Source organism: Bacillus sp. PAMC28571 (assembly GCF_014250435.1).
In the GTDB taxonomy this organism is placed as follows: domain Bacteria; phylum Bacillota; class Bacilli; order Bacillales; family Bacillaceae; genus Bacillus; species Bacillus safensis.
Window position 1 is genome coordinate 2,536,441 of the sequence record NZ_CP060191.1, and the last position, 18,467, is coordinate 2,554,907.

The 18,467-nt window shown below is 40.9% G+C and carries 23 protein-coding genes, 1 tRNA gene and 1 pseudogene; 5 read left to right on the forward strand and 20 right to left on the reverse strand.

Annotation, left to right across the window (positions count from 1 at the left end; genetic code table 11):
• Positions 1-531, reverse strand: coding sequence for an NfeD family membrane protein (locus tag H7F25_RS12855; RefSeq protein WP_024423235.1), 531 nt, complete (start codon positions 529-531; stop codon positions 1-3).
• 206 nt (positions 532-737) lie between these two features.
• On the opposite strand from H7F25_RS12855, the gene H7F25_RS12860 reads away from it, so the two are divergent.
• The gene (locus tag H7F25_RS12860) at positions 738-1,217 is read left to right on the forward strand and encodes a DinB family protein (protein WP_024423236.1); all 480 of its coding nucleotides are present in this window, start codon (positions 738-740) and stop codon (positions 1,215-1,217) included.
• A gap of 39 nt (positions 1,218-1,256) precedes the next feature.
• On the opposite strand, the gene H7F25_RS12865 is transcribed toward H7F25_RS12860, so the two are convergent.
• Together H7F25_RS12865 and betB are read right to left on the reverse strand one after the other, a co-directional pair.
• A complete protein-coding gene (locus tag H7F25_RS12865) occupies positions 1,257-2,465 on the reverse strand; it encodes a choline dehydrogenase (protein WP_024423237.1) in 1,209 nt (402 codons plus the stop codon).
• Between the two features lie 27 nt (positions 2,466-2,492).
• Positions 2,493-3,962: a betaine-aldehyde dehydrogenase gene (gene betB, locus H7F25_RS12870; RefSeq protein WP_024423238.1), complete on the reverse strand. Its 1,470-nt coding sequence runs from the start codon at positions 3,960-3,962 to the stop codon at positions 2,493-2,495.
• Between the two features lie 206 nt (positions 3,963-4,168).
• Here betB and cudC point away from each other — a divergent pair, with 206 nt between their 5' ends.
• From cudC to H7F25_RS12885, 3 genes are all read left to right on the forward strand, one after another.
• Positions 4,169-4,726 carry a transcriptional regulator GbsR gene (cudC, locus tag H7F25_RS12875; RefSeq protein ID WP_024423239.1) on the forward strand — a complete coding sequence of 186 codons (558 nt, stop codon included), beginning with the start codon at positions 4,169-4,171 and terminating at the stop codon, positions 4,724-4,726.
• Positions 4,727-4,798: 72 nt separating this feature from the next.
• A tRNA-Ala gene (locus H7F25_RS12880) sits at positions 4,799-4,871 on the forward strand.
• Positions 4,872-5,677: 806 nt separating this feature from the next.
• Positions 5,678-6,427 carry a hypothetical protein gene (locus H7F25_RS12885; protein ID WP_073207150.1) on the forward strand — a complete coding sequence of 250 codons (750 nt, stop codon included), beginning with the start codon at positions 5,678-5,680 and terminating at the stop codon, positions 6,425-6,427.
• 757 nt (positions 6,428-7,184) lie between these two features.
• Here the strand turns inward: H7F25_RS12885 and H7F25_RS12890 are convergent.
• Positions 7,185-7,448: pseudogene (locus H7F25_RS12890) on the reverse strand (thymidylate synthase (FAD)); the annotation flags it as partial.
• A 90-nt stretch (positions 7,449-7,538) separates the two neighbouring features.
• Between H7F25_RS12890 and H7F25_RS12895 the strand changes: the two are divergent.
• Complete coding sequence (locus H7F25_RS12895; protein WP_073207156.1) at positions 7,539-7,907, forward strand: DUF2513 domain-containing protein; 369 nt, start codon at positions 7,539-7,541, stop codon at positions 7,905-7,907.
• Positions 7,908-8,609: 702 nt separating this feature from the next.
• On the opposite strand, the gene H7F25_RS12900 is transcribed toward H7F25_RS12895, so the two are convergent.
• From H7F25_RS12900 to H7F25_RS12975, 16 genes are read right to left on the reverse strand one after another with little or no spacing between them, the layout of a single operon-like run.
• Entirely contained in the window at positions 8,610-9,413 is an 804-nt protein-coding gene (locus H7F25_RS12900; RefSeq protein WP_103131524.1) for a peptidoglycan recognition protein family protein, read from the reverse strand.
• Positions 9,414-9,432: 19 nt separating this feature from the next.
• Positions 9,433-9,696, reverse strand: coding sequence for a phage holin (locus H7F25_RS12905; protein ID WP_024423242.1), 264 nt, complete (start codon positions 9,694-9,696; stop codon positions 9,433-9,435).
• An 11-nt stretch (positions 9,697-9,707) separates the two neighbouring features.
• The gene (locus H7F25_RS12910) at positions 9,708-9,920 is read right to left on the reverse strand and encodes a BhlA/UviB family holin-like peptide (protein WP_017367922.1); all 213 of its coding nucleotides are present in this window, start codon (positions 9,918-9,920) and stop codon (positions 9,708-9,710) included.
• Positions 9,921-9,956: 36 nt separating this feature from the next.
• Positions 9,957-10,100 carry an XkdX family protein gene (locus H7F25_RS12915; protein ID WP_034624530.1) on the reverse strand — a complete coding sequence of 48 codons (144 nt, stop codon included), beginning with the start codon at positions 10,098-10,100 and terminating at the stop codon, positions 9,957-9,959.
• Entirely contained in the window at positions 10,097-10,417 is a 321-nt protein-coding gene (locus H7F25_RS12920) for a hypothetical protein (protein WP_024425888.1), read from the reverse strand. The genes H7F25_RS12915 and H7F25_RS12920 overlap by 4 nt, the downstream gene beginning before the upstream one ends.
• Before the next feature lie 12 nt (positions 10,418-10,429).
• Positions 10,430-11,815 (reverse strand): hypothetical protein, encoded by a 1,386-nt coding sequence (locus H7F25_RS12925; protein ID WP_103131525.1) that lies wholly within the window; start codon positions 11,813-11,815, stop codon positions 10,430-10,432.
• A gap of 48 nt (positions 11,816-11,863) precedes the next feature.
• Complete coding sequence (locus H7F25_RS12930; RefSeq protein ID WP_073207165.1) at positions 11,864-12,991, reverse strand: pyocin knob domain-containing protein; 1,128 nt, start codon at positions 12,989-12,991, stop codon at positions 11,864-11,866.
• Between the two features lie 7 nt (positions 12,992-12,998).
• Positions 12,999-13,172: an XkdX family protein gene (locus H7F25_RS12935; RefSeq protein ID WP_103131526.1), complete on the reverse strand. Its 174-nt coding sequence runs from the start codon at positions 13,170-13,172 to the stop codon at positions 12,999-13,001.
• Positions 13,169-13,498, reverse strand: a complete 330-nt coding sequence (locus H7F25_RS12940; RefSeq protein WP_041107564.1) for an XkdW family protein — start codon at positions 13,496-13,498, stop codon at positions 13,169-13,171. The genes H7F25_RS12935 and H7F25_RS12940 overlap by 4 nt, the downstream gene beginning before the upstream one ends.
• 10 nt (positions 13,499-13,508) lie before the next feature.
• A complete protein-coding gene (locus H7F25_RS12945; protein ID WP_103131527.1) occupies positions 13,509-14,387 on the reverse strand; it encodes a hypothetical protein in 879 nt (292 codons plus the stop codon).
• A gap of 15 nt (positions 14,388-14,402) precedes the next feature.
• On the reverse strand, positions 14,403-14,786 hold the full coding sequence (locus H7F25_RS12950) for a phage tail-collar fiber domain-containing protein (RefSeq protein ID WP_024423249.1): 384 nt from the start codon (positions 14,784-14,786) through the stop codon (positions 14,403-14,405).
• Positions 14,787-14,797: 11 nt separating this feature from the next.
• The gene (locus H7F25_RS12955; RefSeq protein WP_185853791.1) at positions 14,798-15,721 is read right to left on the reverse strand and encodes a YmfQ family protein; all 924 of its coding nucleotides are present in this window, start codon (positions 15,719-15,721) and stop codon (positions 14,798-14,800) included.
• Positions 15,705-16,754, reverse strand: a complete 1,050-nt coding sequence (locus tag H7F25_RS12960) for a baseplate J/gp47 family protein (protein ID WP_024423251.1) — start codon at positions 16,752-16,754, stop codon at positions 15,705-15,707. Before H7F25_RS12960 ends, H7F25_RS12955 begins: the two co-directional genes overlap by 17 nt.
• Positions 16,747-17,169 carry a DUF2634 domain-containing protein gene (locus H7F25_RS12965; RefSeq protein WP_024423252.1) on the reverse strand — a complete coding sequence of 141 codons (423 nt, stop codon included), beginning with the start codon at positions 17,167-17,169 and terminating at the stop codon, positions 16,747-16,749. Before H7F25_RS12965 ends, H7F25_RS12960 begins: the two co-directional genes overlap by 8 nt.
• Before the next feature lie 14 nt (positions 17,170-17,183).
• Positions 17,184-17,450: a DUF2577 family protein gene (locus H7F25_RS12970; protein ID WP_024423253.1), complete on the reverse strand. Its 267-nt coding sequence runs from the start codon at positions 17,448-17,450 to the stop codon at positions 17,184-17,186.
• The gene (locus tag H7F25_RS12975; RefSeq protein ID WP_185853792.1) at positions 17,447-18,457 is read right to left on the reverse strand and encodes an XkdQ/YqbQ family protein; all 1,011 of its coding nucleotides are present in this window, start codon (positions 18,455-18,457) and stop codon (positions 17,447-17,449) included. Before H7F25_RS12975 ends, H7F25_RS12970 begins: the two co-directional genes overlap by 4 nt.
• Positions 18,458-18,467 lie beyond the last annotated feature (10 nt).

The following is an 18,467-nucleotide window of genomic DNA, read 5'->3' on the forward strand; positions in this document are numbered from 1 at the left end:
CTAGATTTCTTCATTTGGTATAACAGATAAGACGCCTTTGTTCACTTCGACAACTAGCACACGGGTTCCATATGGAATCTCCTCTTGGTCGAAACTGACAGCTGGCTTTGAGATTTTCCCGCTATTACTGATTAACAGCACTTCTCCAAATCCGTCTTTTGGAACAGATACAATGATCTCCCCAGTTCTTCCTTTTAAATCGGCCTCCGTATAAGAGAGAGATTCTTCAGCAGAGGAAAGCGGGACTAGTACAAATACATTCAAACAGGTCACAAGGATCACTGCGAGGATGGCAGATAATCCTGCGCCAAGTCCACTTCCTACAATTGCTGTTTTTTCAGAGATAAACCCTCCAGCCGAGAAAAAGGTAAGAAATGCGAGGATCAATGTTGGTTGAAGGAATGGAACAGGGATCGCTTCAAACAATCCATCAAATACATCGCCGAAAAAGACGAAAACAAGTGTCAGGATTCCTGATATCATTAATATGTATAAATACAGCGTCTGAAGAGGCAGCCCGAACACATCCATCTTCCTCACCCTTTCTTCATGAAATGAACATCTTTGTTTCATTTAGACCACACTCACCTCCAATGTATTCCTTCTAACAGGTAATACGAACCACTTTTGTAAAGGTTTCATATTTCATCACAATTCTTCAAAGGGTTTTTCGGATAGCTCAAGAATGATTGTCATGTACCATTATGTTAAAATTTGATCTTGAGGTGATGAAGAAAATGAGTTTATTACATGAAGCGAGACAAGAATTGTGGCACGAGCTGCAAGGTTTGAGCGAAGAACAATTGAACCAAAAATTATCTGATGATACTTGGAGTATTCAAGAGGTAGCAGATCATTTAAAGAAAATGGACCTAGTTGCAGCAAAACATCTAGCTGCTGAGGGTAAAAAAGCACCAATTAAAGAATATGAACCAAAGCCGGTAGAAATGGCAGAGGACCGTTCGAAAAAAGCCACTGCGCCTAGTATTGTTGAGCCTGAGCGCAAGCATGTAACACCTACACATTTAAAGGATGAGCTCGATACTGCACGTGAGCAGCTCAATCAAATTTTATCAACATTTACTGAGGAAGATTTCAAACGCGTCATTGCACACCCTGTGTTTAAAGAGCTATCCCTTAAGCAATACCTTGATTTTATCGGTGCACACGAAAAACGCCATATTCATCAAATCAAAGAAATTAAAGAACAACTATAGACATAAAAAAGACTCCCTTTTGGGAGCCTTTTTTCATTGTTACACCGTTTTAGGTGTTAACTCAAAGCAGCGAGCATAAATCCATTTGTACGCTTTTTCGTTTAAATCTCTTGGGTTTCCAACTGTTTGCGGATCTTTCATCGCTTCTTTAGATAAACGATCAATCATATCTTTTGATACACCTTGTTCTTCTAATGAAGGAACTTCTAAATCTTCTACTAAATCATACATCCAATTCACAGCTGCTTTGGCTGCTTCCTCTGTTGACATTCTGCTTGTATCAATACCAAACGCTTGCGCAATTCGAGCGAATTTTTCCGGATACCCTTTCCAGTTATACTCCATCACTGGTCCCATCATCGCTGCAACACACTGACCGTGCGCTACAGGAATAATGCCTCCGAGTGTTTGACTCATCGCATGTGCAGCTCCAGCTGATTCACTTCCATAAGAAAGCCCGGCAAGCATCGCAGCTTGTGCCATTCCATATCTGGCTTCTAAGTCCTCGCCATCAGCAAAGGCACGACGAATATAATGAGCTGCATATTCAATTGCCATGAGCGCTACCGCATCTGTAATCGGCTGAGCAAATTTCATCGTATAGCATTCAATCGCGTGAGCAAGCGCGTCAATTCCAGTCATTGCTGTCACATGAGGCGGCATGGACACATGAAGCTCTGGATCAATTACTGTTAGATGAGCTGCAATGAGAGGTCCACCAGTATTAAATTTGAATTCTCTTTCTTCATCAGTAATGACCGCCCACTGCGTTACCTCTGAACCTGTACCAGCTGTTGTCGGAATAGTGGTTAAAGGAGGGATTCTGTTTTCTAGCGGTTTTTTTCCCTCTGCCGCTTCGTAATCAAGGACTGAGCCTTCATGGGTCGCCTCTACTCCGATTGCCTTTGCTGTATCCATTGAACTGCCGCCGCCTACTGCGATTAATCCATTACAGCCTTCTTTTTCATATAAAGCAGATCCTTCGTTCACTAGACGGACTGGCGGATTTGGCTCTACTTTATCAAATAGAACGACATCGATTTGTGCTTCTTTTAATGAAGCAATTACTGGGTCCACCACGCCGGCTTGATAAATACCAGGGTCTGTTACAAGCAATACTTTTGAAACGCCGTATGCTTTTACTTCTTCCCCAACATGTTTCACTGCACCAATGCCGTGTTTGATAACAGTCGGAATTTCAAATGTATGGAATTTCTGCATGCTTTCAATTTTCATATTTAGTGTCATTAAGAATCTCCTCCAAATGCGTAATTTTTATTTAAACCAATGAACTGCTTCAGGTTTTGTATTTCGATATAAATGCTTCAGCTCGGTATATTCTTCAAGTCCCGTGCGTCCTAATTCACGCCCAATGCCTGATTGCTTGTAGCCACCCCACGGTGCTTGAGCAAAATAAGGATGGAAATCATTGATCCAAACCGTGCCCAATCTTAATTGTCGAGCCACTCTTTCGGCCTTGCTGATATCAGAAGACCACACAGCTCCTGCTAATCCATAAATCGTATCATTTGCCAGCTTGATGACTTCTTCCTCTGTACGGAAGGTTTCGACTGTCAGGACAGGTCCAAAGACTTCTTCCTGCACAATCCGCATATCTGACGTGCAGCCTGAGAATATGGTCGGCAAGTAGAAGAACCCATTTTGCAGCTCCTCTGCGTCAGGTCTTTTTCCGCCTGTCTCTAACTTAGCGCCTTCTTCTAAACCGATGCTGACGTATTTTTCTACTTTTTCTCGATGCTCAGCTGAGATGAGCGGCCCGCTCTGGGTGTCTTCATCAAAGCCGTTGCCTAGCTTGATTTTTTTCGTACGCTTCACCAGTTCTTCTAAAAATTCATCATGAATAGATTCTTCCACCAGCAAACGTGAACCTGCTGAACACACTTGCCCTGCATGGAAAAATACAGCATTCATTGCCTGGTCAACCGCTACGTCTAAATCAGCATCTTGAAACACAATATTCGGATTCTTTCCGCCAAGTTCAAGGGCTATTTTTTTCACATTCCCGCTGGCTCCCTGCATAATTTTCTTCCCTGTTTCAATACCGCCTGTAAATGAAATCAGATCTACTTGATCATTTACAGCAAGCTCATCACCAACGGTTGCCCCAGGTCCAAGCACTAGGTTTGCAACGCCTGCTGGAACGCCCGCTTCTTCCATGAGTTTAAATATTTTTATTGTGGTGAGTGGTGTGATTTCACTTGGCTTTAGAACGATTGTATTTCCCGCCGCAAGTGCAGGAGCGATTTTCCAGCTTGCTTGAAGCAATGGATAGTTCCAAGGAGTGATTTGTCCGCATACACCGACAGGCTCTCTGACTAATTCACTTTTCGAGTTTGAAATTGGTGATGCAATGATTTCCCCGCCATCTTTATCAGCCAGACCTGCGTAATATTGGAACACGTTCGCAATATCGTCCATATCTGCCTTGCTTTCCTCTAATGTTTTGCCTGTATCAAGCGATTCCAATTTGGCTAGTTCATCAAGATCACGTCTAATCAATTCAGCTATCTTAAACACAATATTTCCTCTTTCAAGTCCAGGCAGGTTTGCCCAGTCCCCTTGATCGAAGGCTTTTCTCGCTGCTTTAATGGCTAGCTGCGCGTCATTTCTAGATCCTTCGCTGACTGTCGCGATCACTTCTTGATTGAACGGATTGATGATATCCCGTGTGTCGCTACTTTTAGCGCCAACCCATTGTCCGTCTATAAATAGCGTTTGACTCATAGAAGGAACCTCCTCTGATTCTCTTTGGTAAGTTTGTTAAATAAAAATTTAACGTTTTGAACATAATTAACTTATCATGTTCAAATTTTTCTGTCAAAGGGAGATATGCTTCATTTATTTTGACATTTTGTATTCTTTCGTTAACATATAGTCCATAAAGATTTTTTTGAACGGATTGAATTCTCTTAATAGAAAGCAGGGACAAGATGAAAAAGCAGGAACAGCCGCAAGCAGAAGATCGTATTTTAGCTGCTAAAGATCTAGTCATTGATTCCATAGCTGAAACGATGGATCTCTATGGCATTACACGAAGTGCAGGTATTCTATATGGGACGATGTATTTAAATGAGGAAATGACACTGGATGAAATGCGTGAAGAGCTGCAAATGAGTAAGCCGAGTATGAGTACGGGTGTGAAAAAGCTGCAAGACATGAATATTGTCAAAAAGACGTTTCACCGTGGCCGAAGAAAACACAGCTTTGTTGCGGAAAAAGATTTTTTTAAGTTTTTCACGAACTTCTTTCCGCAAAAATGGGAACGTGAGGTCGAGGTCAATTTAGCGGCAATTGAAGAAGCGCAAGAGCGGCTTCAAGAGGTGTCGCGTGATGATCAGCTGGAGGAGCATGTAAGAGAGGAAGCGCAGCAGCTCATTGAGCAGCTTGAAAGCTCAAAAGCCTATTATGACTGGCTGAGACGATTAGCCCATTCTGTTCATTCTGGTGAAATTTTTGACTATATTCCGATTGAACAGAAAGAAAAATAGACGATGTGTTTACGTTTTACAGCTTGAATTTCACAGGAGGATTGATTATAATAAGTTATGTCGTCATACCTCGGGGCATTAGCTCAGCTGGGAGAGCGCTACGCTGGCAGCGTAGAGGTCAGCGGTTCGATCCCGCTATGCTCCATACTCCGGTTTAACGGTGGTATATCAACGTTTACTTAACGGTGACTTAAGCGTTGACTCAACGTAGCGTATCGCTACTATATTGCGCAGTGTAGCGCACCGGTAAATCGATCGTCTTCTATACGAATAGGAGGCGATTTTTTATGCATTCAGAACGATGGAAAGGTAAGCGAGTCAAGGCGGAGAGAACGATAACTAAAACCCGGCGCGGTAAAACGTATTCGATCTCGGTTATCTGCGAGAAAATATGCGAATCAAAGCTCGCGGAAAATAGAGCAGAGCACCGGAAACTATCGATCGGTACCGAAGGGCGTGTCGTTACTTATTTTACGTCCAGCCACTCACATTACCTAGAATATACTGGGTTCCATCCCATGAAAACTCCTTTATCAAAGCAAAACCGTTTAGCATCCCATAAAGAAATTCACAAATTTCAATTGATATATCTAAGATATTATGTTAGAATTTAAAAAATTTACAAAAAATACCTTTTTGTATGATTCTAATTGAGAGAAACAAATTGGAAATTATATATGTTAGAAGAAGCCTTATAGAAATTTAAAGCTTTCCTAAGCTGTCTGGTTGACTGAAGAGCCTAACAGCTATCTATGATGTGGCTTCTGCTTACATAAAGATTAGCATTAGGAAGAAAAAGTGGAGAATTGAAAGTGAGAATCTCTTTGCTATTCTTTGAAAACTGAATAAAAAAATCTGTTAATATAAATAAGTGATACCAGTTCTTACTCAGCTTGATCCAGATTAAGATATAGAATATTTCATAAAATCAAATGAATCTTAGGAGGCAGTATGGATTTTTTGATAAAGCAAATCTCCGGAATTTATGAACAAGATATAGTTTCTAGCATTACTATTACTATTATTCTATTAGCATCGATTTGGTTGTATAAATCTATTAAAAAACAAGATGACAAATTAGAAGAAGAACGCAATCAAATTTTAAAGGATACAGAAGATTGTTGTGCTGACATTTTAAAAAATGCAGAATTAGCTCAGGGATCAGTAATCACAGAATCAGAATTTTATGCATCAGTAAGTAACCATCTTTCATCTATAGATTTAGAATCATTTAAGAAGCTTAAATTACTACTAATAAAAAAAGATCGTAAAATAAAAGACTTTCAAGAATTAGCAATGGAATTATTGAACAAATCAAAAATCCATAATGATAGTACCCCTTCAAAATTAATTAATCAAGTAAGTTCTTTTTTAGATAGGTTAGGCGCAATCCTTAAACCTTTACTTGCGACTGTATTTATCATGTACTTCATTCTTACTATAATTGTTAATACTTCGAACGAAAAAGAACTGTTTATATATTTCTCTTTTTTCTTTTATATAATGGTATTACTTCTACTCATCGCATCATTCATTGACAGAAATATAAATTTTAAAATCTTAATTATCAATCTTCTAATAGCTATAATACCGTTTTTAATAGTATTACTCTTTAAAAATTTCATTTTGACAATTACGTCTTTCTTTATTTGTTCCATAATAGTTGTAATAATTGTAAGGAACAATCGTATCGAAAACTAAAAATATCTTCCGAGTTTTAAAAATTGTGCGGAGTTTTTATTCGTCTGATTCTCCGTTTTCGTTGGGGGCGCATGGGGGGGCGGCGCCTCTTTCAATCGTTTCATCACGCAAATGAATAAAACATACATAAAAACGCATAATGAACGTAACAGAATCACCTTTTGTTACATTCGCGAACGTACGATATCATTGGTATGACAACGTTTGTCACGTTCTTATCTTCGCAATGACTACTATTGTTTTTATGCAACGTATAAACCGCGCCACGCCGGTATGCTCCCCGATGCCCTATGCCGGCCCGACTGTATAAGATCATGCATAAACGGTTCGTCGTCGGATGTTACACGTCGATACGTAACACACACCGTTAAGGCGTCCTATGCCGATAACCTATCGTCACATAAACGTTGGTATGACGCGGCTTAACGCCTCGTTGTGCCGCAGTGTACCGACCATTACGCTCAGCCCCTACATTCTATATACGGTAACATGGTGCAACCCCCCCTGAGTTTTCGGAGGCCTCGTCCGCGGGCGGTGCTTGCTTGGTGTTTTATATCTCGATAGCCTCGTAAGCTGCGTAGATCTCATCCACAGTTATGCCGATATGCTTTAACGTTTGCGCCTCCGAATTATAGTCGTATACTCTCCGCTTAATCTTGTACCTTTCGAATATAGCTGGAACCCGAATGTTATACGTAGTATGTACGTACTTACTGTGATATTTAAATTAATTACGTCTCGCCAGATACTTCTATGCCACGATCTCCCGGAATATTCGGTCTGCGTCCGTCCCCCCCCCGCCGCCATCTGATGCGTTGTTTTCGAAATACTTAGCGCCTTCTTTGGATGCGATTTCTGACGGCTTGTTTGCGCTATAACAAGTTCTGATCGCGGATAAGGCGACCGCTTGGCCGTGTGTGGCTTCGTAATCAGCCTCGTGATCATCGCTAAAGTCTACACGAGAGTGAGATCGATAGAATTTATCGCTTAATTGCGTATGTGCGAGTAGCTTCACGTTCATTTTGGTTTCCGCCATTTATTCGTCCTCCTCTATTTGTGTTACATAGTGAATTCCAATACAATAAACTTAAAAATGGAAGGTTGTATTTCTATGAGATTAAAAAATGAGATTATCAGAGACGTATTACTCAGCCTGGAGGAAGAGTTGGGTTTTGAGCAAGAAATGAATAAAGATGAATTTTTATCTATTGATAAAATCAAAAACCATAATAAAGATGATGTTTTATACACTTTAAAGAAACTGCATGAAGCTGGGCTGATTCATGTCATTTTCACACACGATTATAGCTTCGTAATATTGGATATCTCGTTTGAGGGTCACCAATTTATAGAAAATATTAGAGACCCTGAAATATGGGCAAAAACTAAATCAGCCGTGAATAAGGTGGGTGGAGCGTCTCTAAATGTTATTGGAGAATTAGCAGTAAATTACGTCAGACAAACTATCGGACTTAGCTAACACCGCTGCTCCCGAAGCCACCTGCGCCTCATTCCGTTTCTTCCAACGCATCAACAACCGTAATGCCAGTTTGATGAGCGCTTGGGCAAAGCTCTCGATATTCCCCACTATTGCGCCGCTTGATAATGACGTAACCCCCCAACCGCCTATTAAGACGAGGGTTCAGAGTAACGCCGTATTTAGTTGCGGTGTAGCGTTCCTATACGATATAATGCGCTTAGAGACGATTGACTTAACGTTGATATAGTTGACTTTACGGGTGACTTATCGGAGAAAAACAACGTAGATATAACGACGTGGAAGCTGGCAGCGTAGAGGTCAGCGGTTCGATCCCGCTATGCTCCATACGAAAAACCATTCTTGAGAAATCAAGGATGGTTTTTTTATGTACATATCTCTTATGCTTGTTCTTTGTTTTTTCGTATTCTTAATAAATTTATGATGCGGTATGTAATCACAGAAAGATAAGTTAGGATGAGAATGATTGTGTAGGACACAGGGAAATCGCTCGTCATTCCTTCCGTGATAAATGAAATAGATGAGCAGCACTGACAGCATGATGATCTGAAACAGTCCTTTTTTCATTTTTCTCCCCTCTTATGATATTGATTTGGTTGATTATATCACAAAAGATGTTATTTTTTGTTAGCTATCAGCAAGGTGGCATTTCCTCACTTGCTGATAGCTCTTTTTACCAAATCATTACTTCTTCAGCAATTGTTCGATTTTGCTCTTCGTCTTCGGTCCGTAAATTCCGTCTGCAGCTAAGCCGTTCATGAGCTGGAACCGCTTGACCGCATTTGCCGTTTTCGGTCCATAATAGCCATCAATCCCGTTGTTTTTTGCCCCTTTGTCTGGGTAAAAATAGAGGGAAGATAAGGCTTTTTGCAATGATGTGACTTGAGGGCCTTTTGTTAAGGGCTTGGTAACTTTTAAAATGCCAGATGGCAGATTTGACGATTTCTGTTTGGAAACAGGTGCTTTGTGGCTCAAGCTTTCTGCCTGAACTGGTTTTCTTGTGCTTTTGCTGCCGGTATGTGCTGTGGCTATGCCAGCTTTAAACTGATCCCATCGTCCGAGAAGTTTCCTTGGACATTCTTTCCCGCTCCAATGTTTATGAGGCACTACATTTGATAAAGGAATTCCGAAATCTCCCATCAGCTTTCGAATGAGCCATTGCGCATTTTCGACTGCTTGTTCAAAATTGCCGTCTGCATTTTCACAAATTTCAATACCAATTGATTTCATATTGCCGGTGCCTCTGCCATCCCCTGCGTGCCAGCCGTTTTCGTTTAACGGTAAATGCTGATAAATCACCTGATCATCAACGGTGTAATGCCAGCTCACCCCGGTACTTGAACGTGCAACAAATGCTGCATGACTGGCCGCATTAGCACCTTTTGCACTGTTTGACGTATTATGCACTGTAATATAGAGCGGCTTCATCGTGTTTCCTGGTCTGTTGCGATGTTGTTTTGGAATCAATGCTTGAATGATTTTTACCATGTCGTTTCTCCTTCAAGTATTATTTTGTTAGCCCTCTTTGTTTCAGAGCATCTTTTTGTAATTTGCCTTTGTAGGTCACATAATTGTTTTTAAACCAAGCTATTACCGCTGTGACCATAGTGAAAATTGTAGAACCTGCCACATATAGTGCCTCACCTGCGGTTTGTACTTGCTCCTCACTAATCGGCAGCACCGTCTGTCCAAACATGACAAGCGTTTGATTGATCAGAGCAATAAAAAGAAGCACTGTGCGAATCACAGTGCCTTTGTCGAATGTTTTCATGAGTTTTCCTCCTATTTTAAATTTCGTTCTATTTTGTCGAGTTTGTCGATCACGACGTCATACTTTTCACTAAACTTGGCTAGCACATCATTTTGCGCCTCGATTTGCTCATTGAGTTTGTTTTCTCGTTCCTTTGTGGTGTTGAGAACATAGAACAGAATCCAGCAAAAGAGAACGGCAAATGGGCCTTGGGTCATTAAGTTTTGAACAACATCTACTTCCATTGGAATCACCTTCTTTCCGACAAAAAAATAAAGCCATTAGGCTTCGTATTTGTCTCCTGTTATGTCTTGATAGTCGTCTGCCGAGATCCAGCCGATGCTTACATAAAATGCAATGTCCTCTGGGCCGTAACATTGCCAGTCCCAAAATTGTTTGATATCTGCTACAGTTGGAAACATCATTTTGATTCAGCTCCTTTAAAGATAGCAAATAGCTGCGTTAATTGTTTTGATAATAAAGCATTTTGTTTCTTTAATAGTTCTATATCATTTGGCGGGCGAGGGGCTGGTTTTAGGCTATCTATATACTCCTGTGTCGCAGATTCATACCATTGTTGTTTTTCCACATCAAAAGCTGCTTTATAAAAAGAAGGATTATTGGGTGGAGCAATTGTTGTGCATTGATCTGGAATGATATAATTTCCTTCATCATCCCTCTCAAACACTACTATAGGTCTGACCAATTCATTTTGATGATTGTACTCATAAACTTGTATCATACTATCACTTCCTTAATTTAATGGGACGACTGTGTCTAAATAGTAGCCAGTTACTGCACTTTCATTCGCTGCCAGTAAACCAGTTAGCTTTAGTTCTCCTGTCTTATATATAAGTAATTTACTATGACCCGTTGTACCTGATACGGGAACTGACACCACAAGACCTTTCTCTGGTAAACCTTCGGCTGGAATCCGGCCACAGATGATTTCTCTATTTGCTTTTAGATGACCTCTCAGCAACAACAAATTTCCCCATTTCACATATTCAACGGGTCTATCCCCTATAGATGAACTTTTGTCTAAGGTAACACTAAGCCACGTGACATGTTCAAACTCAGCATTTGTCACTAGCTGTTTCCAGCCCCTGAAGATTCCATCAGTATGAGTAGTTCCGTACCAATGGCTGTTATCATAGCTTCGACTCACATGAAAAGTTTTGCGGTTATTTCCCGTTTCTAAAATATCTACATTAAACCAAGAAGCATCGGTCGTTGATGGCATATTTACTGCATTCGTTCCAGAGACATAATAAAAACCAGAAGGCAGAGTGAATATATCTGTACCAGTAGGAATAAGCATTCTATTTCCATTCGCTTTCAATAATGGGTGCTCGTTCAACCTCTTCCAGCCGCTCCATTCTTGCTGAGTACCGGTAACATCTGTCGTCGATCGATTGATGTATACATCGCCTGTATTATTCGCCCCAATGATCCAACCATAAGTATTTTCACTAAAGACTGATAAGGCCCTCATAGAACTTTTTGTAGGCAGATCGGGGTGTGCTTCATGAATATACCAAGAATGCACGCCAGGTAATTTGATAAGTTTATCTAAAATACTAGGATCGTTTGCATTAATTCTTTCATAAGCTTTTCCATCGTCAGCAGTGATTTTAGATAGTTGTCCTGCGTCCCATTTGTTTTTTTCATTTTGTGTCGGCAATTGGAGCCAGTTAATTCCGACGTCATTCACATGATAGGAAAAACAAAATGCATTGCCTGATGTGTCAATCGCGATTCCTACGCCAATATTATTTTGACCTACAAGCTGAAAACCTCTTAATGCAGCATTACCTATAGCAGGAGAATCGACTACTCCAGAACCTCCCGGAGCATAGAACGAGCAGGCACCTAACGATTTAATCCCGTTATAAATACTGCCGCCAGCAGGGATATTCACCAACTGGGACCCGTTATCACTTGTCATTTTATATAACTGAGATTGATCCCATTTCTGCTTTTCTGTTACAGATACATGAGATGTTGCATCATTTTTGTGTTGATTGATTTGATCCAAAAGTCCAACATCATTTTCAAGAATAACCTTGCTCATGTCATTAAACAGATTTGCATGGGCTTTGTCACTGACTTTAAAAGAACGAGGTGTCTTTATCTCCATGAACATTCTCCTTTTATATTTCAGCTCTAAATATTGATTTTATTAGTTTCACCTTGTGCTGAACTTAAAACCAAATGTAATAAACTCAGTGGGATTGGCGTTATTTGAAGATGATTGTACACATACATTACCCTCTTTATCTATTAAGGTGCGATGGAATTGTGGTACTCCTGGAGTCCCTATACTAGAAGCGACTCCTACAAAATGCATTGCCTGTTTCGGCCGATATTCTTCAGGCAAATTAAACACTGCATTATTTCCTAATGTCCCACCTTTTACAGCTCCTACTATCTCAACTTCACCTAGGAGATTCTTGCGATATTTTACTGGTAAATTAATAGGGTCATATTCCTTCCAATTGCTTTTAATCTCTTTAGGTGTTTCCCAAGATCCTTCTAATAAATCTGATAGCGTGATTTGCTTCTCCCATGGTGTCCATGATTCTGCATTGTGTTTAAGAACTCTAAAGTATGTGTTCTTCCCATAAACAGATTCGTATGCTATTTGCACTAATGTACTGCCATAACTCATGACCAATAAAAACACTCGATTAAAGGATGATGGACCGTTTATACCTTGGTTATAAATGAGGTACATTCCTGTCTGAGTGAGGGTGTTATAGTCTGTTTCGCTAGCAAATCCATGATAAATGGGCTTTCCATTATCTTGTGTGATTTTTACTAATTGGCCGTTATCCCATCTATTCATATCACTTTCTGTAGGCAGCTTTGTCCATGAAATCGATGTATGTCCAGCATCATAATAGAAAAAATAAGCATTACCTGACATATCAATCGCAAAGCCAGATCCAATATTTTCTTGCCCTACTGTCTGCAGCCCTCTTATTGATAGATTCGGTAAGGCAGGTGAATCCTCCACGCCAGCAGCTGCATAAAATGTACATGTTCCTTTGTCTTTTATCGCATCAAATATGCTTTCCCCGGCTGACACATTGATAAGCTGTCTTCCACTATCAGCCGTGATCTTATAACTCTGGGATTCATTCCATTTTTTCTTTTCTGTTTCAGATGCGTGTACTCCGCCATCATTTGTATGTTTTAAGAGATGCTCTAATAATCCAGTATCATTTTCAAGTAATACTCTGACCATGTCATTAAACAGATCTGCATGCGCTTTATCATTCACGTTAAATGGTTTTGGTTCTTTTATTTCCATTCGGTTTTCACTCCCTTGCCTTGAAATTTGGTTCTATCTCTTGCAGCTGCTCTAAAGTGAGCAGCCTTTGCTCGTATCCTGCATTTAGATCTTCCATCGAACAATCACCTAGTTCAATTGCCTGTTTGACCAATCCAGGTGTCACCCATTTGAAATATAATGCCATTACCCAATAACTCATCTATCACTCTCTCCTTTAATGAAAAGGATCTCATTTTTTAACGCTTTTAGTTCGTTTGATAGAAGATCACATTGATGTTCAAGCTGTTTTCTCATCAGCTTTTCTTTTGCTACTTCTTGTGCTAGATAATCTAGCGGGAGCGGTGGTTGATACCTTGGATTAGCTTGTGATTCCTCCCACCATTTTTTCAACTCTTTCTCTGTTGGTTTGGGCACATCAAGATACCATTCATCTATATACGAACCAGCACCGTCATTTCTTAGTTCAAAATCCTTTTGCGGATCCGCATCGGGATATTTATATTTAATGGCTTCATATAAAATCATCAAAACCCTCCTATACTCGCGGGAAATTTCGGCCGCCTACTTCTGTAATGTCAAAATAGTTGTACCAGCCTGAGTTATCTGATATATAACGACTAACGTCTCCGTCATATCCTGCGTACATGTAAATTTCTAAATAATCCCCTTTATTAGCCGGTACATTGGCAGAACCATAAAGTCCCATACTAAAACTCAACGTATCAGATGGGCTTGTCGGACTTTGTCTTTGATGTGAAATATTTTTATATCTTTTTCCATTTAAATAGATCGATAATTCAAAGTTTGCATACCGTTGAAAGCTTTCAATATACACACCAGCATTCACTGAATACATTCCGTTTTCAAGGCAGATGAAGCGATTATTTTTGATATCAAAATTGTTATGACTGTCTTTTATCTTTCGATTAAAAAGGACTTTTTGATACTCTCCCTTGGTTAATAACTGCTTCCCGGTTGTACCTATATTGGCATGACAGAACCCAGAGAGTTTATGCCAGTCGGTCCAACCCGACCCAGTCCACCAATGACGGCACCACGTACCTGTGCTATCAAAATAGCTGCCTGCTTCGTTTCCAGTCCCATAATAATATTGAACAAATCGAAAGTTACTATATTTTTCATTTTTCACAAAGCCGAATCTTGTAGGGTATCCCGTATCATTGGCTTGACCAATATCCATGAATGTAATACCTATTGGATATTCCTCGCCGCTGACTGTCGCATCTTGAATGGCTTGATCCCCTGGTAGTTTGAATAAGCTTTCATTTGTGATCCCTTCTATTTGTTTACTAAGCGCATTGTCATTTTCCACAAGTGTGTCGACCATCCGGTTAAACAAATTGGCATGTGCTTTGTCAGAGGTTTCAAACGGTAAAGGTGATTTTATGTCCACTTCATTTCTCCTCCATTAATAAATATCATCAATCTCAAAAACAAATTCGATGTCGCCGTCTTTTTGTTTGTCTGTCATGGTGCGGATGGCGGTGAATTTGCCGTCTTCGTCGACAAGTGCTAGTTCGTTGATCACTTCTCCTGCCAGTTCTCCTTCCGCGATCGTGCAGGTGTAGCGGATTTTTGCTGGTTCCATGAAAGTAAACGAATCAATATTTTTTTGAACTAGTTCTTTTTTGAGTTTTTGTTCAGTGCCGTCTAGTGAGATCGGTTTTCCATCCTTCGTTCCCCCATTTCCAAAGGCCATTTTGACGACTTTTGTAAGTTTTGTTCCTTCAGCTCTTGCCTTTGCCATTTGTTGACGTGCATACAGTGTTGTTACAGTTAATTGATCAGCCATTGTGATCCTCCTTATAAATCTATTTTTTTAGAAGTTGCTGCTAGCATTTTTGATCCGTCCAGCGGAACAGATCCATCGAGAATCCAGTAATGATCCTTGATCAGTAAGCTTCCACCCTGCTCAGTTTGGACATGTACTGGCAGACGGAACGTCATCTTCTTCTCTGTTTGATGCTGGAGCTGCTTTTTTGTGCGTAAAGTCAATGCCGCTCCTTGCTTCGTTTCATGTACCGCTCCAGTCATGACATAGTTCATGCGATATGCTGTTTCTGACTGATGATGAAGCGGCATTCTCATGTTTAATGAGTGCCAAAAACGAGCAGGCACATCCGTTGTCCCTCTTGTTCCGCTGAGATAAAACGTACCATTTAAGACAAATTCACCATTGAGTAAAATGGGGATATGATCGAAAAAACCCACTCTGCTGCGCAGTGTGAGCCTCCCGTGATGATCATTTTTTTCATGTACATCAGTATGATGAAAAGCCGTGAACGTATAAGCCAAGTGTGCGGGTTTTAACGTTTCAAGTATTTCTACAATATATCTCGTGTTTTGCAAATCATCTAGGTTCACACGTAAAGCGAAGTGATAGCGATTGGTTGTGAGACGGATGACGGCACTTGGATTCTTGAGAAAGCGATTGACTGATTTCTCTAATGAAAGGTAAGTGATTGGGGGAATATTTGACATCATATTGAGTAAGCGTGCCCTGCGCAGTTCAATTGAATCATCTGATTCCCGCTGCACCTTCAGCATTCTTTCCCATCTATTCAATCCCCATGTCGCTGTTAAAGGAAAGAACTGATCCGTTAAGTCGAAAATAGATTCGTCCAATCCCTCAAATTCCGGTGCCTCTGTCTTGAGCAGGTGATCAACTTCATAAATCTCTGTAAAATATGGCGGCAAGTAGTTTTTCATTTCATCCTGTTTGCTCAATAACCTTCACCTGCCTAAGACGCGGAATCTCAATATCCTGTAATACTAAGTTTTTCGACTCTCCATTCAATAACACATCTGCATAATCTGACACACTTTCTGAATGGTACAGAATATCATTTAAGGCGGACATTCGAATGGTACTCTTTTCAAATGCGATTGATTTCAACAGCGTCTTGACCTTTTCTTCTATTTCTTTCTGAGCGCCTTCAAGGGTCCAGTCCATTTGAAGTTCGACAGCCACTTCTATGTCGATATCCAGCCATTTGGCGCTTTCAACGGTTGCTTTCGAGCCTATAGGCGCTTGTCCTTCTCCTTCACCTGGCACTGGGTCGATATATTCCTGTACCCTTTTGACAAGAAGGTCTGATGCAACATCTAGATTGCCATCTGTGATGACAATTTTGACTGTCCCTTCTCCGTTCCAAAGCGGGAACACTTTCGCTCTGCCAACACCGGGCACTTCCTCAGCCCATTTTTTATAATGCGCCCTGTTGGCACTGACAGCCTCCCGCCTCGCACGTATTAAATATCGATCATATAAAGAAGCGTCATCTTCCTCCTCTTGACCTGGTATCACCAGTTCTTTCATCTTAATCGATTCAAGTCCTGGAATTGTATCAAGTGACAGCAGCGGCTGATCTGTTAATTGAACATTGCCAGCTTTACCAGGTGTCTCGCATTCTAGCGTACCATCCTTCGAATACTGGAAATAAACGTCTTCAATAAAAAAACGTGAGCCAGCTGGTATGTTGATATTGTCTGGCTGAATGACCGCTGACCAAACCGCTTTAGTGGCTGGTTTTCTTTCGATCCCTACTTCAGCAGCCCGCCGATCTAGAAACTCTCCTTGTGCTGTGTCTGCAAAGACCAGCTCAAATACTTGGTCAAGCCAAATATAGGACTGGGCCAGTTCAGCGGCAGCAGGTGCCAAGGCATTCCAAATGACGCTGTTTTCTCTTTTATCTATATCATCTGGCAGTCTGTCCAGCATTCTTTCCATTAATGCTTCGTACGTCTGTTCCTCAAACATCGCCCTCCATCACCTCCTCTATTTCTAATGTGCCCTCATCTGTGACAATCGCTAGCTTGACATGAAACGAGTCATTTTGCTTTGTGACCTCTAACTCTTCAATATGATCAATCCGTTCGTCAACGAGCAGTGCTTCCTCTAGCAGCCTTGGAATCTCCATTTCTTTGTATTCATCCGTAGCTTCTGTATCCGTCAACAGCTCCTGAATTTCAGTGCCAATGTCGTGACTGTAGATAGGATGTGCATACCGCTCTGTCCTAAGTGTCATATAAATGAATTGCCGGATTGCCTCAATACCTGAAATGGTTTCGCCTGTCAGTCTGCCAGTTTCAAAATCTATTCGATACGTCGTTGAGGTTTCGACCTCTTCATCTTCTTCTATTTCCTCGATTTCTTCCTCTGGTGAAAGTGCCACGTTCATCACCTCCCTTACAATTTGTCGATGATGTAAAAGGACTGGCCTCCTGCCATTGCAAGCACCATAATACTGTCTCCCCTTTTCAGCTCATCATCCTCACCCTTATTTAAGCGCTTCGGCCAAATCAGTAATTCTTCTGGAATGATCAGCTTATGATTTTCATTTAATCGGATGCTCAGAGGGGAAACTGCCGTGACTTCTCCGATGACAAGATCAATTGGCGATTCTGCGTCTACTGCATTCACTGCTAATCGTTTAATCGCTTCACTTAATCTCACGCTTGATCACCCTTTGGCATAGAATTTTTCTCAACAACATCAATGGTCATGGTGTGTTTCACCCCACTGAATTCATGTTTGTCTTGATCGATCCAGTAAGTTTTTTTTACGTTGATTTCAGGAATTTTCAAATAGATTGGGAGACCGCTTTGCAGCTCAGGAATTCCTAGGGCTTGTATGCTTTTGACTTCTTGTTTGACGCCTTTTTTCTCTGCCAGCCGTACTTTGGCTCTTTTTTGCAGCTGCGGCTGGTTGATTTGCCCAGTGACTGTCTCAACATGCTGTAAAATACCGTATTTATTCTGACCGGCTTTATCCTGTTCAATCACCACAATCTCGGATTTACTGCCTTTTTTCTTATTCTTCCCGTGTTCATCAGCTGACGTACGCATCTTGACACGAGTGGCTGTCTCTTCGATCGAGGTGCTGTATTGATAGCTGATGAGATTGACGCCTGATTCAATGACCCAGACGTCCTCTGGATCAGGCCAGGCTCTCAGTCCCATCTTGCCTTTAGCAGAATAGATTTGATAGTTTCTTCCTGTTTGCCGCTTCGTTTCTTTCAATGCTTTCAATATCATGTCATACAAGCTCGTATCATTTTTAAACACTAGTGATTTTATGACATGTCCTGTATTGGAGATGGAGGTCATTGGAATTTGAAAGTCAGCTCCAATCCGCCTTAAGATTTGATCTGCTCTTTGATTTGAAAAAACATAGACATCTTGGTTTTTCACCAAATATTGAAGCATATCGTATGCAGTAAAGGTCAGCTTTCCTTCAACAGGCGTCCGGGAAAAAACGATACCCCTGAACAGCTCTTTCCCTTTCCATTTAAAAAGAACCGTGTCCCCTTCTGAGACACTGTAATATGTTTGACTGCCTTGCTTTGTGATAATATTTGCCTGAATAGAGCGAGGGGCTTGATACCTTTGCCCCTGAAGTGTCACACTCTCTGTGACAAGCTCATACATGGTGCCGCTTCTGATGGCAAAAAGCTCAATCAATGCCAGCCCC